The 17,826-nt window shown below is 40.9% G+C and carries 15 protein-coding genes and 2 pseudogenes; 10 read left to right on the top strand and 7 right to left on the bottom strand.

Features of this window, described 5'->3' with window-relative positions; translation table 11 throughout:
- Positions 1 to 128: 128 nt before the first annotated feature.
- From CV014_RS14105 to CV014_RS14085, 5 genes and pseudogenes are all read left to right on the top strand, one after another.
- Complete coding sequence (locus CV014_RS14105) at positions 129 to 1,382, top strand: hypothetical protein (RefSeq protein WP_236142611.1); 1,254 nt, start codon at positions 129 to 131, stop codon at positions 1,380 to 1,382.
- A gap of 482 nt (positions 1,383 to 1,864) precedes the next feature.
- Positions 1,865 to 2,898, top strand: a pseudogene (locus CV014_RS14100) (IS630 family transposase); the annotation flags it as partial.
- 25 nt (positions 2,899 to 2,923) lie between these two features.
- Positions 2,924 to 3,382: pseudogene (locus tag CV014_RS14095) on the top strand (transposase); the annotation flags it as partial.
- 394 nt (positions 3,383 to 3,776) lie between these two features.
- The gene (locus CV014_RS14090) at positions 3,777 to 5,420 is read left to right on the top strand and encodes a lipoxygenase family protein (RefSeq protein ID WP_236142610.1); all 1,644 of its coding nucleotides are present in this window, start codon (positions 3,777 to 3,779) and stop codon (positions 5,418 to 5,420) included.
- 345 nt (positions 5,421 to 5,765) lie between these two features.
- Positions 5,766 to 6,470, top strand: a complete 705-nt coding sequence (locus tag CV014_RS14085) for a M15 family metallopeptidase (protein ID WP_236142609.1) — start codon at positions 5,766 to 5,768, stop codon at positions 6,468 to 6,470.
- Here CV014_RS14085 and CV014_RS14080 read toward each other — a convergent pair.
- Complete coding sequence (locus CV014_RS14080; RefSeq protein WP_236142608.1) at positions 6,464 to 6,610, bottom strand: hypothetical protein; 147 nt, start codon at positions 6,608 to 6,610, stop codon at positions 6,464 to 6,466. The genes CV014_RS14085 and CV014_RS14080 overlap by 7 nt on opposite strands.
- 8 nt (positions 6,611 to 6,618) lie before the next feature.
- Entirely contained in the window at positions 6,619 to 7,092 is a 474-nt protein-coding gene (locus CV014_RS14075; RefSeq protein ID WP_236142607.1) for a TspO/MBR family protein, read from the bottom strand.
- Between the two features lie 220 nt (positions 7,093 to 7,312).
- Here CV014_RS14075 and CV014_RS14070 point away from each other — a divergent pair, with 220 nt between their 5' ends.
- A complete protein-coding gene (locus tag CV014_RS14070) occupies positions 7,313 to 7,879 on the top strand; it encodes a DUF3611 family protein (protein WP_236142606.1) in 567 nt (188 codons plus the stop codon).
- 99 nt (positions 7,880 to 7,978) lie between these two features.
- On the opposite strand, the gene murD is transcribed toward CV014_RS14070, so the two are convergent.
- The 3 genes from murD to CV014_RS14055 all read right to left on the bottom strand — a co-directional run bounded on the left by murD (position 7,979) and on the right by CV014_RS14055 (position 11,731).
- The gene (gene murD, locus CV014_RS14065) at positions 7,979 to 9,352 is read right to left on the bottom strand and encodes a UDP-N-acetylmuramoyl-L-alanine--D-glutamate ligase (protein WP_236142605.1); all 1,374 of its coding nucleotides are present in this window, start codon (positions 9,350 to 9,352) and stop codon (positions 7,979 to 7,981) included.
- 248 nt (positions 9,353 to 9,600) lie between these two features.
- Positions 9,601 to 10,455: a hypothetical protein gene (locus CV014_RS14060; RefSeq protein ID WP_236142604.1), complete on the bottom strand. Its 855-nt coding sequence runs from the start codon at positions 10,453 to 10,455 to the stop codon at positions 9,601 to 9,603.
- 355 nt (positions 10,456 to 10,810) lie between these two features.
- On the bottom strand, positions 10,811 to 11,731 hold the full coding sequence (locus CV014_RS14055; protein WP_236142603.1) for a CHAT domain-containing protein: 921 nt from the start codon (positions 11,729 to 11,731) through the stop codon (positions 10,811 to 10,813).
- Positions 11,732 to 11,928: 197 nt separating this feature from the next.
- Between CV014_RS14055 and CV014_RS14050 the strand changes: the two genes are divergently transcribed.
- Together CV014_RS14050 and CV014_RS14045 are read left to right on the top strand one after the other, a co-directional pair.
- Entirely contained in the window at positions 11,929 to 12,168 is a 240-nt protein-coding gene (locus tag CV014_RS14050) for a hypothetical protein (protein WP_236142602.1), read from the top strand.
- A complete protein-coding gene (locus CV014_RS14045; protein WP_236142601.1) occupies positions 12,165 to 12,611 on the top strand; it encodes a type II toxin-antitoxin system VapC family toxin in 447 nt (148 codons plus the stop codon). Before CV014_RS14050 ends, CV014_RS14045 begins: the two co-directional genes overlap by 4 nt.
- Positions 12,612 to 12,831: 220 nt before the next feature.
- Here the strand turns inward: CV014_RS14045 and glyS are convergent, their stop codons facing one another.
- Positions 12,832 to 14,979 carry a glycine--tRNA ligase subunit beta gene (glyS, locus tag CV014_RS14040; RefSeq protein ID WP_236142600.1) on the bottom strand — a complete coding sequence of 716 codons (2,148 nt, stop codon included), beginning with the start codon at positions 14,977 to 14,979 and terminating at the stop codon, positions 12,832 to 12,834.
- A gap of 302 nt (positions 14,980 to 15,281) precedes the next feature.
- Here glyS and CV014_RS14035 point away from each other — a divergent pair, with 302 nt between their 5' ends.
- Together CV014_RS14035 and CV014_RS14030 are read left to right on the top strand one after the other, a co-directional pair.
- A complete protein-coding gene (locus CV014_RS14035; RefSeq protein ID WP_236142599.1) occupies positions 15,282 to 15,716 on the top strand; it encodes a hypothetical protein in 435 nt (144 codons plus the stop codon).
- A 564-nt stretch (positions 15,717 to 16,280) separates the two neighbouring features.
- Positions 16,281 to 17,573: a glycosyltransferase family 4 protein gene (locus CV014_RS14030; protein ID WP_236142598.1), complete on the top strand. Its 1,293-nt coding sequence runs from the start codon at positions 16,281 to 16,283 to the stop codon at positions 17,571 to 17,573.
- Here CV014_RS14030 and CV014_RS14025 read toward each other — a convergent pair.
- Complete coding sequence (locus tag CV014_RS14025; protein WP_236142597.1) at positions 17,566 to 17,811, bottom strand: hypothetical protein; 246 nt, start codon at positions 17,809 to 17,811, stop codon at positions 17,566 to 17,568. The genes CV014_RS14030 and CV014_RS14025 overlap by 8 nt on opposite strands.
- Positions 17,812 to 17,826 lie beyond the last annotated feature (15 nt).

Genomic DNA, 17,826 nt, shown 5'->3' with positions numbered 1-17,826 from the left:
GTATGGCGGGACAATGGACGATGGGCATGGGGCATGGGGCATGGTGAAAGCAGAGGCAGCAGGGTAGACAAGGTAGACTAAGTATTAATAACTGATGACTAATGACTAATGACTATTGACTATTGACCATGAAAAACAATCATTATCCTCCGGCTTACTTACGCTATCTGAAAGCGCGACTAATGAATTTGGGGCGACCTAGTTTTTGGGGAACTGCCATATTTTTATCTGTGGTTGGGCTACTAATTCATGAGTATTGGGCAAACCCAGATATATTTGGTGCGCGCAATGATGCTGCTTTGAACTCTTCCGATCCTTTGGGGGCTTCACTGTCACGGGAAGATAGAGCGATCGCAGCAGATATTGATAATTTACCATTATTGTTTGGTAACAATCCACCACCAGGTTTACCCACGCAAACTGTTACTAACTCTCAAGAAAATAAAAATAGCAATTCATTGTTGGATGCTCTTAAACAAAAATCGGCTCCTCAAACACCTAATCCTGTTCCTAATAATCTCAATGCCATAGCACCACCTCAAACCCAAAATCTATTCGTATCAGAAGCAGAAACTTTATTACGCTTTGGCGCAACTGATAATAATCGTTTATTAGGTCTTAAGTCTTTGGATTTTTCGACTAATTCAGCAGATACTACATCAAATTCTGCGGCAACAGCAGCCAAAACCGTTAATAAAAATAACCAAAATACGAATTCAACCAATAATTTATCAACGAATATTAATTCAATTAACAATCAAAATATATCTGGCTTAAATGGGACAAACCCATCAAATACTAACTCTCTAAATGGTAATGATGACAATAGATTAGTCCAAAATTCACCTAATCTCATTTATCCTAACCAAACTTTATCACCCACTAGTATTATCAATCCCCAAGTCAATTACACTCGCTTACCTGGATATAATAATTTCAACAATCAACAAGGCTTTTCACCAAGTACGCGCGTAAATTCTCCTACTAACTATCTGCAACCAAACACAATTAATCCCCCGTCTGGAATTTACAATATACCCAACAGCCAGTCCCTACCATCTAGCACAGGGTTAAATACTAGACCAGGGTACGTCCAACCAACAAGCACAAATAGTCAACCAGGTTTCTCTACCAACTTTAATAACAATCAGGTTGTACAGAATCAGGTTCCACAAACAACGCAAGTAATTACGGGAACATCACCAATTATCGGCCCCTATACTATTCGCAATTCCCGCCAGAATTTTAACGTCAAAGTTGAGCCATTAGTCCCTCATAATTACGGCAATTCTATATGGCAGCAACCTAATCAAGTTCCCCAGCCAGACTTACCCTACACCCCATATACTAATCAATTCCAAGGTCAATATAGAAACAGATAACTGTTGAGTTAACAAAAATGTCATTGGCTCTAGTCCTAGCTCACTTTTACCTAGACAAATACTTTACATTCCAATACTCCCAGCAAACACTAACCCCATACCAGACGAAGAATATCTTGTGCTACCAGGAGACCTTTTACTTTTGATGATTAAAATTTATACAAAAGTTAGTACAAGAAAATAAGTATTTTGTTTGGCTCTCCCAGACTTGGGTTGATAAATTAACACTAAAAAAGGGCTAAAATGATTGATATAACAAAGTTTCGCTAAAATCAAATCCAGGATTTAATAAAAATTAACTTTACTACTCTTGAATCCCAGACTATGTAAGGATTTAACCTGATATTAAGTATTAATTTGTTATATAGGAATCATATTTGATTTCTGAAAAGAACTAAGAGATAATACGGAGGGTGATATCTGTCTAACAGGGAACAATGATAAACCAGCATATACAAACCGCGATGCCTGGGGCGGGCGTAGCTATCGCAGAACTACAAAAATTTATAGATGATCGGCCAGATGCGCGTGAGGTGAGGAAAGCATTGGCAGTCAAACTGGTTTATCAAGGCTACAAATATGAGGAAATTCAAACAATTTTAGATGTGTCACTTGGTTCGATAACAAGCTGGAAACAAGCCTACGAAGAGTATGGAATTTCGGGACTGTGCCTGAACCACAAGGGAAGAAAAAGCTACTTAAGTGTTCAACAACGAGAAGAGGTCTTAAGTTGGTTGCAAACAAAGGAATGTTGGGAGCTTGGGGAACTTGAATATAAATTGGCTTTTGAATACGATGTAACTTATGAGTCAAAACGCAGCTATTATGACTTATTTGATGCAGCAGGAATTAGTTGGAAGAAAACGACAAAACTGAATCCAAAAGCCGAGAAAGAAGCTGTGGCAGTAAAAAAAACAGATTGAGACATCGTTGGCAAGCCGCAGAAAAGAAATAGAAGCAGGTTTATTGAGAGTATTGTTGATAGATGAGTGTTATCTATATGTGGGGAGACTTGAGTGGGTATGTCTGGGGTAAAACTGACTAAGAAATAGCAGTTCCGGTTGTCAATGAGCGAGACAAACAGACGTACTACGAAGTAGTTGACTATCTCAAAGGTGAATTACTTATTAAAGCCTATGATGCAGGTAATTCAGACAATACGATTGATTATTTACGTTATTTATTAGACCAGTCACCTCACCAACAATTACTGATTTTTTGGGATAGTGCTTCTTCTCATCATTCCCATCTTGTCCAAGACTTTTTAACTGAGGTAAACCTTGGTTTACCGGAAGAACAATGGCAAATTCACTGCGTCCGTTTTGCTCCTAATTGCCCATCACAAAATCCGATTGAGGATATTTGGTTACAAGCTAAAACTTGGGTGCGGCGTTTTTGTGCTTTAATTCCTTCGTTTTCTCATCTCAAATGGATGTTCGAGTGGTTTATTCGACACACTACCTTTGATTTTGTCACCCTTCAAATGTACGGAGCTTTTTCAGAAATCAAATACTAGTCCTATAGCTAGTCTAGGAGAGCCTTTTGTTTTACGAATAAAAAACAATTGGAAACTAGAATTTCAAGAGTCAACTGGATTAACTAAGGTTGGTTCTTCTGATGATGCTCAAGCTTATAGGGTGGTAAATTTTTGTGATAAGACAACCAAAACTGAGTTTCGGTTAGTGACGAATTTACCTGGGGTTGGAGAAGCATCTGTTAGTGATGATGAAATCAGGGATATTTATCGATTGCGTTGGGGTGTTGAACTGCTATGGAAGTTTTTAAAAATGCACTTAAAGCTGGACAAACTAATTACTAAAAACGTCAATGGCATCACCATATAAATTCATGTGAGCTTGATAGCCTATCTCATCTTACAGCTTTTATCTATTCCCGAACAATGGGGAAATAAACTATTAGATAAACTTCGCTATCTCCAAGCTTGTATGTGTCAGAAAATCAGTTATGTTCATTGGTTTAAGGAGATGATGTCATGCTGACAATTTTAGGCTTTTCAGGACTAGTTTAATTGAAATTGTAATGTTTTGTATCAGCATTCAACATTTCTGACAAAGATGGTAATATGTCTATGTAAATTTACGAGGCTAATCGAAATGTGATTGGACTTTACCCAATCGTACTTCTACTTAGATCGCGAATTCGCATACCAAAACAATAGAGCAAAATACAATCATAAGTTTCATACCCGAACAAGTAAGTGCTGCTCTAGAGTTAAACCGACAAAAACGCTGCCATTAATATCCTAAATCAAGGATTGGAACTGATTAAAAATACCGATAGACTGTCGGTAATTCACGCTTTTGGAGAGTTTGTTCCCTGCTCAAAGAAGGTAAATTCTGTAATCTGAAAATTAATTTCCTGGTATTAAAAGTTATGAAACCATATCTTCCACAGAATGATCCTGAACCTACACAACGCAAGAATTTGCTGGAGCGCAAACAAGGAGAGTATGAATTTGATCACAATTTTTTAGTGCCTATGGCAATGATAAAAAATGTACCCTCTGTTGAAAATTTTTCTACTAAGTATATTGCTGAACGTACGTTAGAGACGGCAGAACTTCCTCTAAATATGTTAGCCGTTAAAACCCGTTCTTTATGGGACCCTTTAGATGAATTGCAAGACTATGAAGACTATTTTCCTGTTTTGCCTAAACCTAATGTCATCAAAACATACCAAACTGATAACTCTTTCTGTGAACAACGGCTTTGTGGTGCAAATCCTTTAGTTTTACGCCAAATTCAGCAGATGCCAGATGGCTTTGCCTTTACCATTTCAGAACTGCAAGAAAAGTTTGGTGACTCTATCGACTTATTAGAAAGACTTAGGACTGGAAATATATATGTAGCTGATTACAGAGCGCTTGCATTTGTTAAAGGAGGAACTTATGAAAGAGGTAAGAAGTATTTACCCACTCCCATAGCATTCTTTTGTTGGCGTAGTTCTGGTTTTAGTGATCGCGGTCAACTAGTACCGATTGCTATCCAAATCAATCCCACAGATGGTAAACAGAGTCAGTTAATCACACCTTTTGATGACCCTTTGGTCTGGTTTCATGCCAAGCTTTGTGTTCAAATTGCTGATGCTAACCATCATGAAATGAGTAGCCATTTGTGTCGAACTCACTTTGTAATGGAACCCTTCGCCATTGTCACAGCCCGTCAAATAGCGGATAACCATCCGCTCAATTTATTGCTTAAACCCCACTTCCGTTTCATGTTAACTAATAATGAATTAGGTCGTCAGCGCCTAGTTAATAGAGGTGGGCCTGTTGACGAATTGCTAGCGGGAACTTTGCAAGAATCATTGCAAATTGTCGTCAACGCATATAAAGAATGGAGCTTAGATCAGTTTTCTTTCCCCACCGAACTCAAAAATCGGGGGATGGATAATTCAGACGAACTACCTCACTATCCATATCGAGACGATGGCTTACTATTGTGGAATGCCATTAAAAAGTTTGTGTCTGAATACTTGAAACTATACTATAAAACTCCCCAAGATTTAACAGCAGACTTTGAATTACAATCTTGGGCGCAGGAATTAGTTTCCCAATCAGGCGGTCGGGTCAAGGGCGTTAGCAACCGCATTACAACATTAGACCAATTAATTGATATTGCTACTGCGGTCATTTTCACCTGTGGGCCACAACACGCTGCTGTTAATTACTCACAATATGAGTATATGACTTTCATTCCCAATATGCCCCTCGCTGCTTATAAACAAATAACATCAGAAGGAACTATCCCTGACCGTAAAAGCCTACTATCATTTCTCCCACCGTCAAAGCAAACTGCTGATCAATTATCGATTTTATTCTTCTTGTCCGCCTACCGTTATGACAGATTGGGGTACTATGACGATAAGTTTTTAGACCCGGAAGCACAGGAGGTTTTAGTTAGATTTCAGCAGGAATTGAACGAAGCAGAACGGCAAATTGAGTTGAACAATAAAAGCCGTTTAATAAATTACGACTATCTGAAACCAAGGCTTGTTACTAATAGCATCAGCATATAAGTAGCCATCATGAACTGCGTACACAAGAAAACATGAAAAAGTCTTTCCCTTACACCCCTTTTTCAAGCTAGAACAGGGTAAATATTTGTAGTTCTGATTAGGTAGGGGGCAATGGTTCGACTGCGCTCACCAACCAGGGGGCATATAAGCCTTATAGCTCTTAGACCTTGTTGATAATACCTGATGGGGCGACAAGCAAGGCTGAAAACGAGACAGTGTAAAGAATGTGGCGATTTATGATAAAAAAGATACTCCTAAGAAACACATTGCGTTAAGTGTTGACTGTTAACTACGTTTTTTCCACAATTAGCTGATGTGTGAAATTTGTGGTTGTGAGTAGAGTGAATGCAAACTTATCAAATTAGGCCGTATCATCAAATACCTATTAGGGAATGTGGTGAACGGCTAGCGGAGATTCCTGTAGAAATGTTTGCGGTGGAATCTCCCCATCCTTATGAAAAATTGGGTGCGAGTTATGGGGATTATTCTCCTTATTATCTCCGTCAGAGTGTGGTGGAAAATTTAATTCAAGCTCAGAGTTACCTGCAATTACTGCGTCCTCACTGGCGCATTCAGATATTTGATGGTTATCGTCCGGTAGCTGTACAACAGTTTATGGTAGATTACAGTTTTGCTACTGCCCTACAGGAAAGAGGCTTAACTGAAGTCGAGTTAACACCCCAGCAGCGTCAAGAGATTTGGGAAGCGGTGTATGAAATTTGGGCTGTCCCCAGTATGGATGAAAAAACGCCGCCTCCTCATAGTACAGGTGGGGCAGTAGATATTACATTGGTGGATGAAACTGGACAAGTGATTGATATGGGTTCGCCCATCGATGAAATGTCAGTGCGATCGCATCCCGATTACTATGCTCATCAGGATCATCCCCATGCTCATTACTATCATGCCCATCGTCAGTTATTGTGTGAGGTCATGTTGAAAGCTGGTTTTCAACGTAACCCCAAGGAATGGTGGCATTTCTGTTATGGTGATCAAATGTGGGCTTGGCTGAATCATCAATCTATGGCGATATATGGAAGGATTCAGTAGGGGTGTAGGGGTGTAGGGGTGTAGGGGTGTGTGGGTGTGGGGGTGTGGGGGTGTAGGGGACGAGGTAGACAGGGTAGACAAGGGGGACAAGGTAGACAAGAGTGATACAGAGAATTTTTACCCCAATCCCCAATCCCCAATCCCCAACCTAAGCATCTTGGGGGTTAATCTGCATCATTTGCCAAGTGGTATATGTCCCGATGGGACTCCAAAGTAAATAGGGGACTAATAATAATGCTGCCCAACCAGAAACAGTTAAAACTGTAATTGCCAAAATAATACAAATAGTGAACCCTGTACCACCGATGAGTGTACCTACTTGGAGGCTACGAAGCTTGAACATCACTGGTGTATAGGCAATGGTGACAATTTCTAGTAGCAGGTATAAACCCATGAGTACCCAAGTTGTATTGGCATTGGGGTTACATTCCCAAATAATATAAGCTGACCATGCACCGCAGATAAAGACAACAGTCCAGATTATGGGAATTGCAGCTTCAAAGGTTAGCCATCGGGGTCTTTGTAAGCGTTTGAACCACTGACGATCGCTCGGTGTAATCAAGTTTGCGGCTAAAGCCACTACAAGAACTATACCCCCAATCACCATCCAAGATTTAATCATTGCCCTTTATTCCTAGCGATCGCCAACTATGCTTTCAATATCTGTTATTCTTCCCCGATCATGTCAATTTAATGCCTAATTACTCATCAATCCTAAGTTTGAGATATTTTGTTTGCCTAATTTTATGCCTGTAGAAGTGATATCGGCTATGTCTGTGGGTGGGGGTAAAGACTAGACGGTAAAAATATCCTAGTGTTGGGGAAGTAGGTAATTGAGTAATATGCAAGCCGAAACAGAAACGCGATCGCTAGTACATAGTTCACTGCATGGAATTGCCAAGACGATTAATCTTACTGGCTGGATAACTTTTTGGGTGCAACTAGCACTAGTTGTGGTTTCTGGATTAGTGCTACTATTTGCTTCTACCGGACGCAGATTTGCTACTCAACAAAATACAGGCATCGGGATTGGGATATTCTGGGCTATTTGTGCAGTTGTGGCCTTATTGTTTAGTGTGTATTGGAATTTCCGTTATACTCGCATCGCCAAGCGACTAGACAATCCCAACCCAGCTTTACATCCGACTAAGGCAGATACCATCAGAATTATTGAAATAGGAGTTTTAGCAGGTTTAATAGGGATGTTACTCGCTCTTGTGGGTGCTGGTGCAACGTTAGGAGTTTTAGTTGCCAAATCCATCTCCCAACCGCCAGGGGTAGCAATTGTTGACCCCAATAAAATTATCCGCGCTTTGGATGTGTTCGTGATGGTAGCAAATATTAATGGTATTGCTGCTCACTTTATTGGGACTGTCGCTTCAATGTGGTTATTGCAAAAATTAAGGTGATTGGAAATAGGGCATGGGGAATTGGGCATTGGGCATTGGGAATAAAAATTTTTTCATTTCTACCTTGTCTACCTTGTCTACCTTGTCTCCCCTACACCCCTATCCCTTTTCTACAAATTCTCGACACAATTGCCGAAAGCGATCGCCCCTCACTTCAAAATTGGGAAATTGATCAAAGCTGGCGCAGGCTGGTGATAGTAATACTACTGCTGCTTGGTGTTGTTTGGCTAACTCTGCACCTCTGGGTACAGCATTTTCCATTGTTTCCACAATTTCATAATTGTTATAACCAACTTCTTGCAGCCGTTGGGCAAAGGCTGGTGCCGCCGCGCCAATCAGTAAGACAGCCGCCGCTTTGGCTTGTATACTAGCTAACCACGCTGTATCGTCTCCTGGTTTAGCTTCACCCCCAGCAATTAACACCACTGGACTACTCACAGATGCTAGTCCTACGTCTGCTGCATCGTAATTGGTGGCTTTGCTGTCGTTAATAAAATCAATGCCTTCCCAAGTGCAGATATGCTCTAAACGGTGGGGAACTCCAGGGAATTCTCGCACGGCTTTGTCGATGGCTGTGGGTGCGATGCCTGCTAATCTCGCTACACCTACAGACATGAGTAAGTTTTGTAGGTTATGCGCTCCCACCATCCGCAAAGCAGAGGCTATAATAATTCTTTCCGGTTGAGAGTCGGCTTGTAACTGTTCTACTACCCAACCATCCTCAATATAAAAACCTTTTTTCCCAATCAGAAAGTCTTTACCCTTGACACTTGTCCAGTAAGCATCCGGCCAATCACTGATACCTACTTTACTTAAATAAGCATCATCACCGTTCACAACTTGTAATTGCGACTGACGTAACAGCTTGGCTTTGATGTTGTAATAATTTTCTAGAGTTTTGTGACGGGCTAGGTGATCTGGGGTAAAAGTCGTCCAGACGCTAATGTGAGGAGCTAGGGATGCAGAAGATTCGATTTGATAGCTGCTCATTTCCCCAATTATCCAATCGGGTAATTTCTTGGCTAACGCTACTTCACAAGCCGCGTAGCCAATGTTACCGCAAGCTGGCGCATCAAATCCTGCCGCTTGAAAGATGGCTGCAATCAGGGCTGTGGTGGTAGTTTTACCGTTAGTGCCTGTGATTCCCACCCAAGGCAGCTTGTATAAATTGCGCCAAGCCAATTCCATTTCGCCAATTGTTTCTATGCCCAATTCTCGCGCCTTGACTAACACTGGTATGTCCCAAGGCACACCCGGACTAACGACAATTAAATTGGGTAAATCAGCACCATCTAATTCTAATGAATACCCTAGTTTAACTGTGATTTGTTCCTTGGCGAGTTCTTGTTGTTGACTGAGGAGGGTTTCGGAGGTATTGCGGTCACTCAGCATCACCTCCCAACCTTCCCGTTTCAACAATCTCGCCGCAGCAATACCGGACTTTCCTAATCCAATGACATGGGCTTTGGACATAGACTGTGGCAGAGTTCCCTGGTTAAGCACTCATTATGTTATCGCTAATTGGCAAAAATTAACACCATATTTTATTGCTTTATAATACGGATTTTTCAAATTTAGGGGTATGGGGGTAGGCTGTTGACTCTGTGGCTTTTTAAGAGATCAAAATTCATACACAATTTATGTTCCGTCATTCCGGGCGATATTTACTGGTAGTTGCTATTTATTTCAAAAACTGGTTGATAACAATACCTGTTTCAGTTTTAAGGAACTACCTGCCAGTTAGACCACTGCTGGCTAACTCCTTCTACGAAATAACTTGTGTAGACTCGCCCATCCTCATCATTCACAAATAAATCAAGTCTTCCTGGGTTACGGGCTACAGCACTTACAGGAGTACCCGGAGGGAATTCACCAGCAATTGGTAGCCAGTGATCAATGCCAGACCACTTATTAACTTTTTCTGTCCACCAACTGGTATAGACTCGCCCATCGTAACCAACCACAAATAAGTCAATTATTTCTGGTTTACGGGCTACAGCACTTACAGGCGCACCGGGAGGGAATTCACCACCAATTTGTTGCCAGTCATCGTTGATGCCAGACCAATTGCTACCTCCGTCTATAGAATAACTTGTATAAACTTTCTTATTATTACCAACCACAAATAAGTCAATTATTCCTGGTTTACGGGCTACAGCACTTACAGGCGAACCGGGAGGGAAGAAACCACCAATTTGTCGCCAGTTACCGCTAACTTCTTTTGTATAGACTCGTCCATCCTGACGAACTATAAATCGGTCAGATATTTCTGGTGTACTGGATATGGATGGAGTGGAGATAGAGTTCTCTGGTGAAGGCTTAGGACTTGGTTGTGTGGGGCTAGGGTTGGATGAACTAACAGTAGAGTTCTCTAGTGAAAACTTAGGACTTGGTAATGTTATGTTAGGGCTAAGTGTAATGACTGTAGGTTTCTCTGGTGAAGGCTTAGAGGTTGTTAGTGTAGAGTATAGCTTAAACCCTCCTAACCCAATTATTAAAAAAATAATACCACCTGTAACTAATTTAGCAAGTTGATTAAAGGGATTAGCGGTGACACTAGAAACAGAGCTAGACAATGGAGAATTTCGTTGTTTATTATTTGGATGATTCTTTCTAAACTGCTGGTTACAGTTAAGTTTTACGGCAATTCCATTTAAAAAAAGACTATACGTCCCTTTATTAAAAATAGGTTCTAGTTCTTTACAACAAAGCTTGCAAAGAGCTTCTTTATCGCCTATGTCATTTAAATACCTAATGAGGAGTAGAAAAAAGTCAGAATCCGAAGTATGTCTTAAAAACGAAAGCTGCTTGGGGTTGATTCCAATGCTCAAACATAGTGCTTCTCGTGTTCTTGATTGCTGGCTAAGGAGCAAAAGATTTATTAATGTATCTATATCAGATTCATCTAAAAAGTTTTGTTGGGACATACTTTTAATTTCTTGTATTATTACAATTTATTTTTGATTTAATATTTGCCAAATTAGTTGAATACTTACCTTGTTTAAACACAAGTTCAAGTACAGAGCAGATTTTACAAATTGCTTGTTTGTTACCTATACTATGCAAATAGGTAACTAGCTCTAAGGCAAAGTCAGCATCGGTAGATTGCCTTAAAAATCCAAGCTGACTTGGTTCAATTCCAATTTTTAGACAAAGAGCTTTTCGTGCTGAATATTCTGCACGTCCACTACGTATTAAGAGGTCTGTGAGTATTTCTATGTCAGAGTCGTTTAATTCCTGATCTAACTCTGAAGCAGGTTTATTTAGGACTACAGGTTGGTCTTTAGACTCATCAAAACGTTTCTTCTTTAGAGTAGGAGTTAGTTGCTCTGAAAAACCTGACAACCGAATTTCAGCACAACCAGACTTATAAGCAAATTCAACAGTCCCTCCAGATCCTAAAGCATAATAAAAACCCTCAGCAAATTTAATTGCCACTTTATCTCCAATCGCTTTTTTCATGCCAATTACATAGCTAATATGTTCAGTGATTGCCTCTGCTTGTATCTCTGAATAACAGCCATTAAGAACGACACACTCAACTTGATCTGCAAACAGTTCAAACAGTCCTGCTAGGGCTTCTCCATTGACTAACTTCACCTGTCCAGCCTCATCTTCAAATACCAAACCTTCATCCCCTGTGCCATGCCCAGAAAAATGAACAATTTGTGGATTGATATCTAGCATTGCCCGTTGGATATCTCTGACACGAACTGCCCACTTCTGTTCTAAGACAAACTGCTCACGATGTTTGGCTTGTTTCAATGCAGCATCAATCTCACGCACTTCCTCATCCAAACGCAAAGGTGTTGTGCCTCTAGGATTTGCTGCCAAAATTAAAATTTTTTTCATTATTAAAAATAATAAGCTTTTATATGGGCTTTAGTATAAATAAAGCATACTATTTTTCAGAATGTTTGGTAACGTTGTGCTTCGTCAACAACTTCTGTGGGCTAATAATCGCCGTCTTCAACGCAAATTTGTATCTCTTGCTCCCACCACATAAGAGTCCTATATTAAGAAATAGTCGGAGTATCCTGGAGGTCTAGATGAATGTACAACTTGTTAATTCTTTAGTAGAAGTGGTACTAAACCTCTCCCCCGAAGAGCAAAAACTCTTTCAAGAAAAGCTTAGTAACAAGCATTCAACGTTACCACCTAGTAAACCTCAAACCTCATCCGAGAGATTATTACTTTGGCAAAAGTGGATAGATACAGCACCAAAAAGCTATGCCAACCTGGATGATGAAGCTCTGCGTCGAGAAAACATCTACGATGATGAAGTATGACCCATTATCTATTAGATACCAATATCCTGTTACGCTCCAGGGATATAGCTTCACCCGATTATAATCTTGTCGATCGCACAATCAGGTATCTAATATCTAATAACCATCAATGTTTTATTACATCTCAAGTTTTAATTGAATTTTGGGTTGTCGCCACCCGTCCTGTAGCTGTAAATGGATTTGGATGGACACCAGAGGAAACCGAAGGAACGGTGCAAATGCTCATAAATCAGTTTGAGTGGCTAGAAGAAACACCGGATGTATTTCGCTTTTGGTTTAGGCTCGCTACAACTTATAAGGTTTCTGGGAAACGTACCCACGATTTACGCATACAAGCCGTAGTGCTGGCTCACAACATCAGCCATATTCTGACTTTAAACCCAAAAGACTTTGTAGAAGTTGAGGGAATTACTATTGTTCATCCCAGTAGCATCAACAGCTAGAAACTGGGATAAGTGTATGATGTTCACATTAAACGTCATTTGTGATATTTACGCGAATTTACCAAGCCCCATTGGTTTGGGTGTAGGGGTGTAGGGGGAAGAAAAAGCAGCCAACCCAACCCTTGAGTTAAAAGCCCTGCTTCTTGGGGCAAACGTGTTGGGCGAGGATTGAAAAAGAACCCAACCCCCTAAACCCCTACACCCTTAAACCCTTAAACCCCTAACTTTTTACAATTGCCCCAAAGTCAGCTAACACACGGGCGTGATTTCGCAGTAATCCCAGCAAATTCAAGCGATTGCGCTTAATTTCTGGATCAGGGTCAATTACTAACACGCTATCCGCGCCATCAAAGAAATTACTCACTGTTGGGGCAATATTTATTAACCCTTCTACTAACAGTTGATAGTTACGTGATTGCTGTGCGGCTTGGGTTTGCGGGACTAATTTAACTAAGGCTTCATAAAAGGCTGACTCAGAAGACTTTTGGAATAGTTCTGGACGGACTAAATTTGTGGGGTCTAGCTGTTTGGTATCTAAATCACCTTGGGCTGCTAGTCTGGTGGAACGGTTGACGGTTTCGTAGATTTTATCGAGTGTACCATCGCGACGGATTTGTTGCAGGTATAAGGCGCGATCGCGCACATCTAATAAATCCTGTAATGCCCTATCTGTATACTCTGGGTCATCTTCTCCCAAGACGGCATTTACTAAATCGTAGTCAATTTGTTTTTCTTCTTGCAGTAGGGTGCGAATCCGTTGTAAAAAGAATTCCTGTAAGGCTGAGTTTAATTTCCCTAAGTCCTTATTGTATTGCTGGCAGAAGTTAGCAGCGACTTGTTCTAAGAGGGTGGCTAAATTGATTTGTAAATTCGCCGCCCAAGTAATGTTAACTACAGCGTTAGCAGCGCGACGCAAAGCAAAGGGGTCAGAAGAACCACTGGGAATTAATCCTAAACCAAAGATACTCACTAAAGTATCGAGTCGGTCTGCGATACCGACTACCTGACCTGTGAGGGTTTGGGGTAGGATGTCATCTGCCCCCCGTGGTAAATAATGTTCAAAAATCGCTGTAGCCACTGCGGTTGATTCACCGCTAGCGATCGCGTATTTTTGTCCCATAATTCCCTGTAACTCTGGGAATTCAAAGACCATTTGCGTTACTAGGTCGGCTTTACATAATAATGCGCCCTGTTCAATATGTTGGCGACTGTCGGCGTTTAATTGCAGTTGGGTAGAAATTTGCCCAGCAATATTAACTATGCGGTCTACTTTAGTGCGTAATGAACCTAAATCCTCTTGGAAGGTGACGGTTTCTAGTTGGGGTAAATAATTTTCTAAAGCTTTTGATAAATCAGATTTGTAGAAAAACTGTCCATCTGCTAACCTGGCTCTAATTACGCGTTCATTACCCACAGCAATAATCTCGGCTTTGTGAGGGTCGCCATTACCCACGGTAATAAAATATGCTTGCAGTTCTGTTGTACTACCTGCTTTAAATACGGGGAAATAACGCTGGTGACTCACCATGACTGTAGTGATGACTTCCGTAGGTAAGGCTAAAAATTCTGTTTCAAATTTACCCACCACTGGGGAAGGCCATTCTACTAGGTTCGTCACTTCTGCCAGTAAATCGGGGTACATTTCCGTACTCCCGTTTAATTTCTGTACCGCCGCTTGTACTTGTGATTGGATTAATTGGGTGCGTTCTTCGGGATCTACAACTACGTAACCATCACGCAGCGTTTTCACGTAGTCTGCGGCGTTGTGGATGGTGACAGGTTCAGGATGTAAAACACGATGACCATAGGAAATGCGATCGCTGTTAATTTTAATTGAACCATTTTCTAATTCAATGGGCAGAATCGCCTCATCTAACAAACTCACTAACCAGCGAATGGGACGAGAAAATCTCACATCCCCATCCCCCCAGCGCATCAAGCGTTTACCTTCTAAGTTGTAAATCCACTGGGGAACCAGTTCTGTCAAGATATCCGCCACAGGACGGCCGGGAATACTTTTTTGGACAAAGACAAAATCCCCTTTATCTGTGGGACGCACTTCTAACGCTTCTATCGCCACACCTTGCTTTTTCGCAAAACCTATGGCGGCTGGTGTGGGTTGACCATCTTTAAAAGCAGCTTGGGCGGGTGGGCCTTTGATTTCCTCTTCTCTATCTGGTTGCTGGGATGGTAAACCCGTAATCAGTACCGCCAACCGCCGGGGAGTACCGTAAACTGTGACCGATTCACTATTGAGGCTATGGGCTGCTAAACTTTCAGGAATACGCGATCGCCATTGTGCCACAGCACCACTCAGAAAGCTTGCAGGTAGTTCTTCTGTACCAACTTCTAATAAAAATGCCGTCATATTTAAGGTTGCGTAGCTTAACTTTCATTGGTCAATTCCAACAGTTTACCTCGCCATCATGCTGAGGTGGACTATGCCAAGCTACTGTTTGTCGATGGAAAAAAGCAGGCTGCAAGGTAAGGAGGTGCAGGTGAGAAAAAGACAATTGCCAATTCCCCATTCCCCGTTAACGTAGTTTATGACATAGAGCAAACATAAATTTTTGTAACTATCCTCGTAAAAATACGTAAGTAATAGAGAAACACAATTATGGAAGCCATAAGCTTGCATCACCCATCAAGAAGATTGTGACAAGGGGAACAATGATGTTAAAAAAACTAGCAGCATCTGTGCTGACTTCCGTGGGTCTATTGAGCCTGAATGCTAGCCCGACATTAGCAAGACCAGCCCAAGATTTCCGCTATCATCGCAGCTTTAATACTACTAATTGTAATATTGCGATTAACGGCGAACGATATACTTGTGATTATGGGGTCATGGGTGCATTCAGTAATGCTAGTGCCAACCTCAAACTATGTTCTACACGATATTGTTTTATTCTGATACTGAGTCGCGCTCAACTCGCTAATGTTGCCGATGGTCAGGATTTTTACGTCAATCAAGTGGCTTTTCAACAAGGAAACTCGATTATAGACGAATGGGATGCGTCCATTAGATGCGGGTTTAGTCGCTCAGATGGTATAGGATGCCTGGGTGAACTGGAAAATGGCACAAGAATTGCCATTTATGTTGAGTAAGATCATCCTCCGTCCACACAATTAATTTTTTACACGATTAATGACCAGCAATAAAAAACTCTATCCATCTGAAGGATAGAGTTTTTTATACACACTGATGTTATTCACCAGACAAATTTGTAAGTAATACTGTTTACATAGAATCTTAACTTTAAAATGAAAATTTGCAGAAAATTGTTAAAGATTTGATGAACTAACCGTATAAACACTATAATTTACGGATATAAAGTTACAATTTTTTTGAAGAATAAAATACCACTAAAGATCAACAGTATCAGAAAACTGTAAAATTTGACCATACCACACACAATCACTACTCATCTGGGAAATTAGCAATTAGTTAATATTCATACTGACAAGTGATTTATCTGAGGCAACAAACCAATTAACTTATACGTCTTTTCACGGAAAAGCATCATAGTAGCCACGTACTTTATTTATCGACTATCTTCAAGTGCGAAGCTGTTGCAAAAAAATTATAACTAAAATTATGAAAACTTAGCTGATATCCACACAACTGATATTCTCAAAGGTACATTTAGCAAAAATTTTTATTAAAATCTCATGCACATTCTGATTTATTCTTACAACTATTACCCTGAACCTATAGGCATTGCACCTTTAATCACGGAACTAGCAGAAGGTTTAGTGACAAGAGGGCATCAAGTGAGGGTAATTACAGGAATGCCTAACTATCCCCAACGGGAAATTTACAAGGAATATCAGGGTAAATGGTATGTAACAGAAAAAAAGAATGGCGTGACTATCCAGCGCAGTTACTTACGAATTAAATCTAAACCCAATTTAATAGATCGCTTACTGCTGGAATTAAGTTTTATATTCACCAGTTTACCCCAAGCGTTCAGAGGCAAGCGGCCTGATGTCATTCTCCTCACAGTCCCGCCACTGTTAGTTTCCCTTCCCGCAACTTTACTAGGTCGCTTGTATGGATGTCCTGTAGTGCTGAATGTCCAAGATATTCTGCCAGAAGCCGCAATTCGTGTCGGACTGATGACGAACAAGCGAATGATTCAGTTTTGTGAAGCTATAGAAAAATTTGCTTATCGCTATGCTACTAAAATTAGTGTGATTGCTGATGGGTTTTTAGAGAATTTAGTTAAGAAGGGAGTCAACCCCCAAAAGATGGTATGTATTCCCAATTGGGTAGACGTGAATTTTATTCGCCCCTTAAACAAAAACAACTCTTGGAGAAGCAATCATCGACTAAATGGTAAATTTGTGGTGATGTACTCTGGTAACATCGCCCTCACCCAAGGTTTAGAAACGGTAGTTGCAGCCGCAGCTTGTTTGCGTCATATTCCCGACATTAGTTTTGTGATTGTGGGGGAATCTAAGGCTTTAGAAAGATTACAAAAACATTGTTTAGCCTGTGGTGCAGATAATGTTTTACTTCTACCCCTACAACCGAGAGAACAATTACCGCAAATGTTAGCTACGGCTGATGTGGGTTTGATTGTCCAAAAAAGCAATGTGATTTCCTTTAATATGCCTTCTAAGATTCCTCTATTATTAGCGGCTGGTCGTCCGGTAGTGGGATCAGTTCCAGATAATGGGACAGCAGCCAAAGTCATTACAGAAAGTGGTGGTGGTCTAATTGTCGAACCAGAGTCACCAGAAGCATTAGCAGCAGCAGTTTTGGAATTGTACAATAATGCTGACTTGTCCGCAAAATTAGGGCATCAAGGTAGACAGTTTGCGTTAGAGAAGTTTGCTTTTGAACAAGCTATAGAGAGTTATGAAGATTTATTCTTTGATGTCATAGGTCAAAGAAGACCCACTTTAGATAAAACCGAACCCTTGAGTGAACAAAAATCAATTGTTGATGTGTCTAGATAACAATTGCAGACTTACAGTGGGGAATAGGGCATGGGGCATTGGGCATGGGAACATTAGGGTAAAATCTCCCTTGTCTACCTTGTCTCCCAAATCCCAAATCCCAAATCCCCAGTCCCCAGTCCCCAGTCCCCAGTCCCCAGTCCCCAGTCCCCAGTCCCCAGTCCCCAGTCCCTATTCCCCAGTCCCCAGTCCCCAGTCCCCAATCCCCAATCCCCAATCCCCAGTCCCCAATCACCATATAATTATTTTTTAC

It is taken from the genome of Nostoc sp. CMAA1605 (assembly GCF_021596505.1).
In the GTDB taxonomy this organism is placed as follows: Bacteria; Cyanobacteriota; Cyanobacteriia; order Cyanobacteriales; family Nostocaceae; genus Trichormus.
Note: the sequence above shows the minus strand (reverse complement) of the source record. Positions and strands in the feature narration are given on the sequence as shown.

Bases quoted from the DNA above. Each gene is read 5' to 3' on its own strand.
- CV014_RS14105 (WP_236142611.1), top strand. From the start codon at position 129: ATGAAAAACAATCATTATCCTCCGGCTTACTTACGCTATCTGAAAGCG.
- CV014_RS14090 (WP_236142610.1), top strand. From the start codon at position 3,777: ATGAAACCATATCTTCCACAGAATGATCCTGAACCTACACAACGCAAG.
- CV014_RS14085 (WP_236142609.1), top strand. From the start codon at position 5,766: ATGCAAACTTATCAAATTAGGCCGTATCATCAAATACCTATTAGGGAA.
- CV014_RS14075 (WP_236142607.1), bottom strand. From the start codon at position 7,092: ATGATTAAATCTTGGATGGTGATTGGGGGTATAGTTCTTGTAGTGGCT.
- CV014_RS14070 (WP_236142606.1), top strand. From the start codon at position 7,313: ATGCAAGCCGAAACAGAAACGCGATCGCTAGTACATAGTTCACTGCAT.
- murD (WP_236142605.1), bottom strand. From the start codon at position 9,352: ATGTCCAAAGCCCATGTCATTGGATTAGGAAAGTCCGGTATTGCTGCG.
- CV014_RS14055 (WP_236142603.1), bottom strand. From the start codon at position 11,731: ATGAAAAAAATTTTAATTTTGGCAGCAAATCCTAGAGGCACAACACCT.
- CV014_RS14050 (WP_236142602.1), top strand. From the start codon at position 11,929: ATGAATGTACAACTTGTTAATTCTTTAGTAGAAGTGGTACTAAACCTC.
- CV014_RS14045 (WP_236142601.1), top strand. From the start codon at position 12,165: ATGACCCATTATCTATTAGATACCAATATCCTGTTACGCTCCAGGGAT.
- glyS (WP_236142600.1), bottom strand. From the start codon at position 14,979: ATGACGGCATTTTTATTAGAAGTTGGTACAGAAGAACTACCTGCAAGC.
- CV014_RS14035 (WP_236142599.1), top strand. From the start codon at position 15,282: ATGATGTTAAAAAAACTAGCAGCATCTGTGCTGACTTCCGTGGGTCTA.
- CV014_RS14030 (WP_236142598.1), top strand. From the start codon at position 16,281: ATGCACATTCTGATTTATTCTTACAACTATTACCCTGAACCTATAGGC.
- CV014_RS14025 (WP_236142597.1), bottom strand. From the start codon at position 17,811: ATGGTGATTGGGGACTGGGGATTGGGGATTGGGGATTGGGGACTGGGG.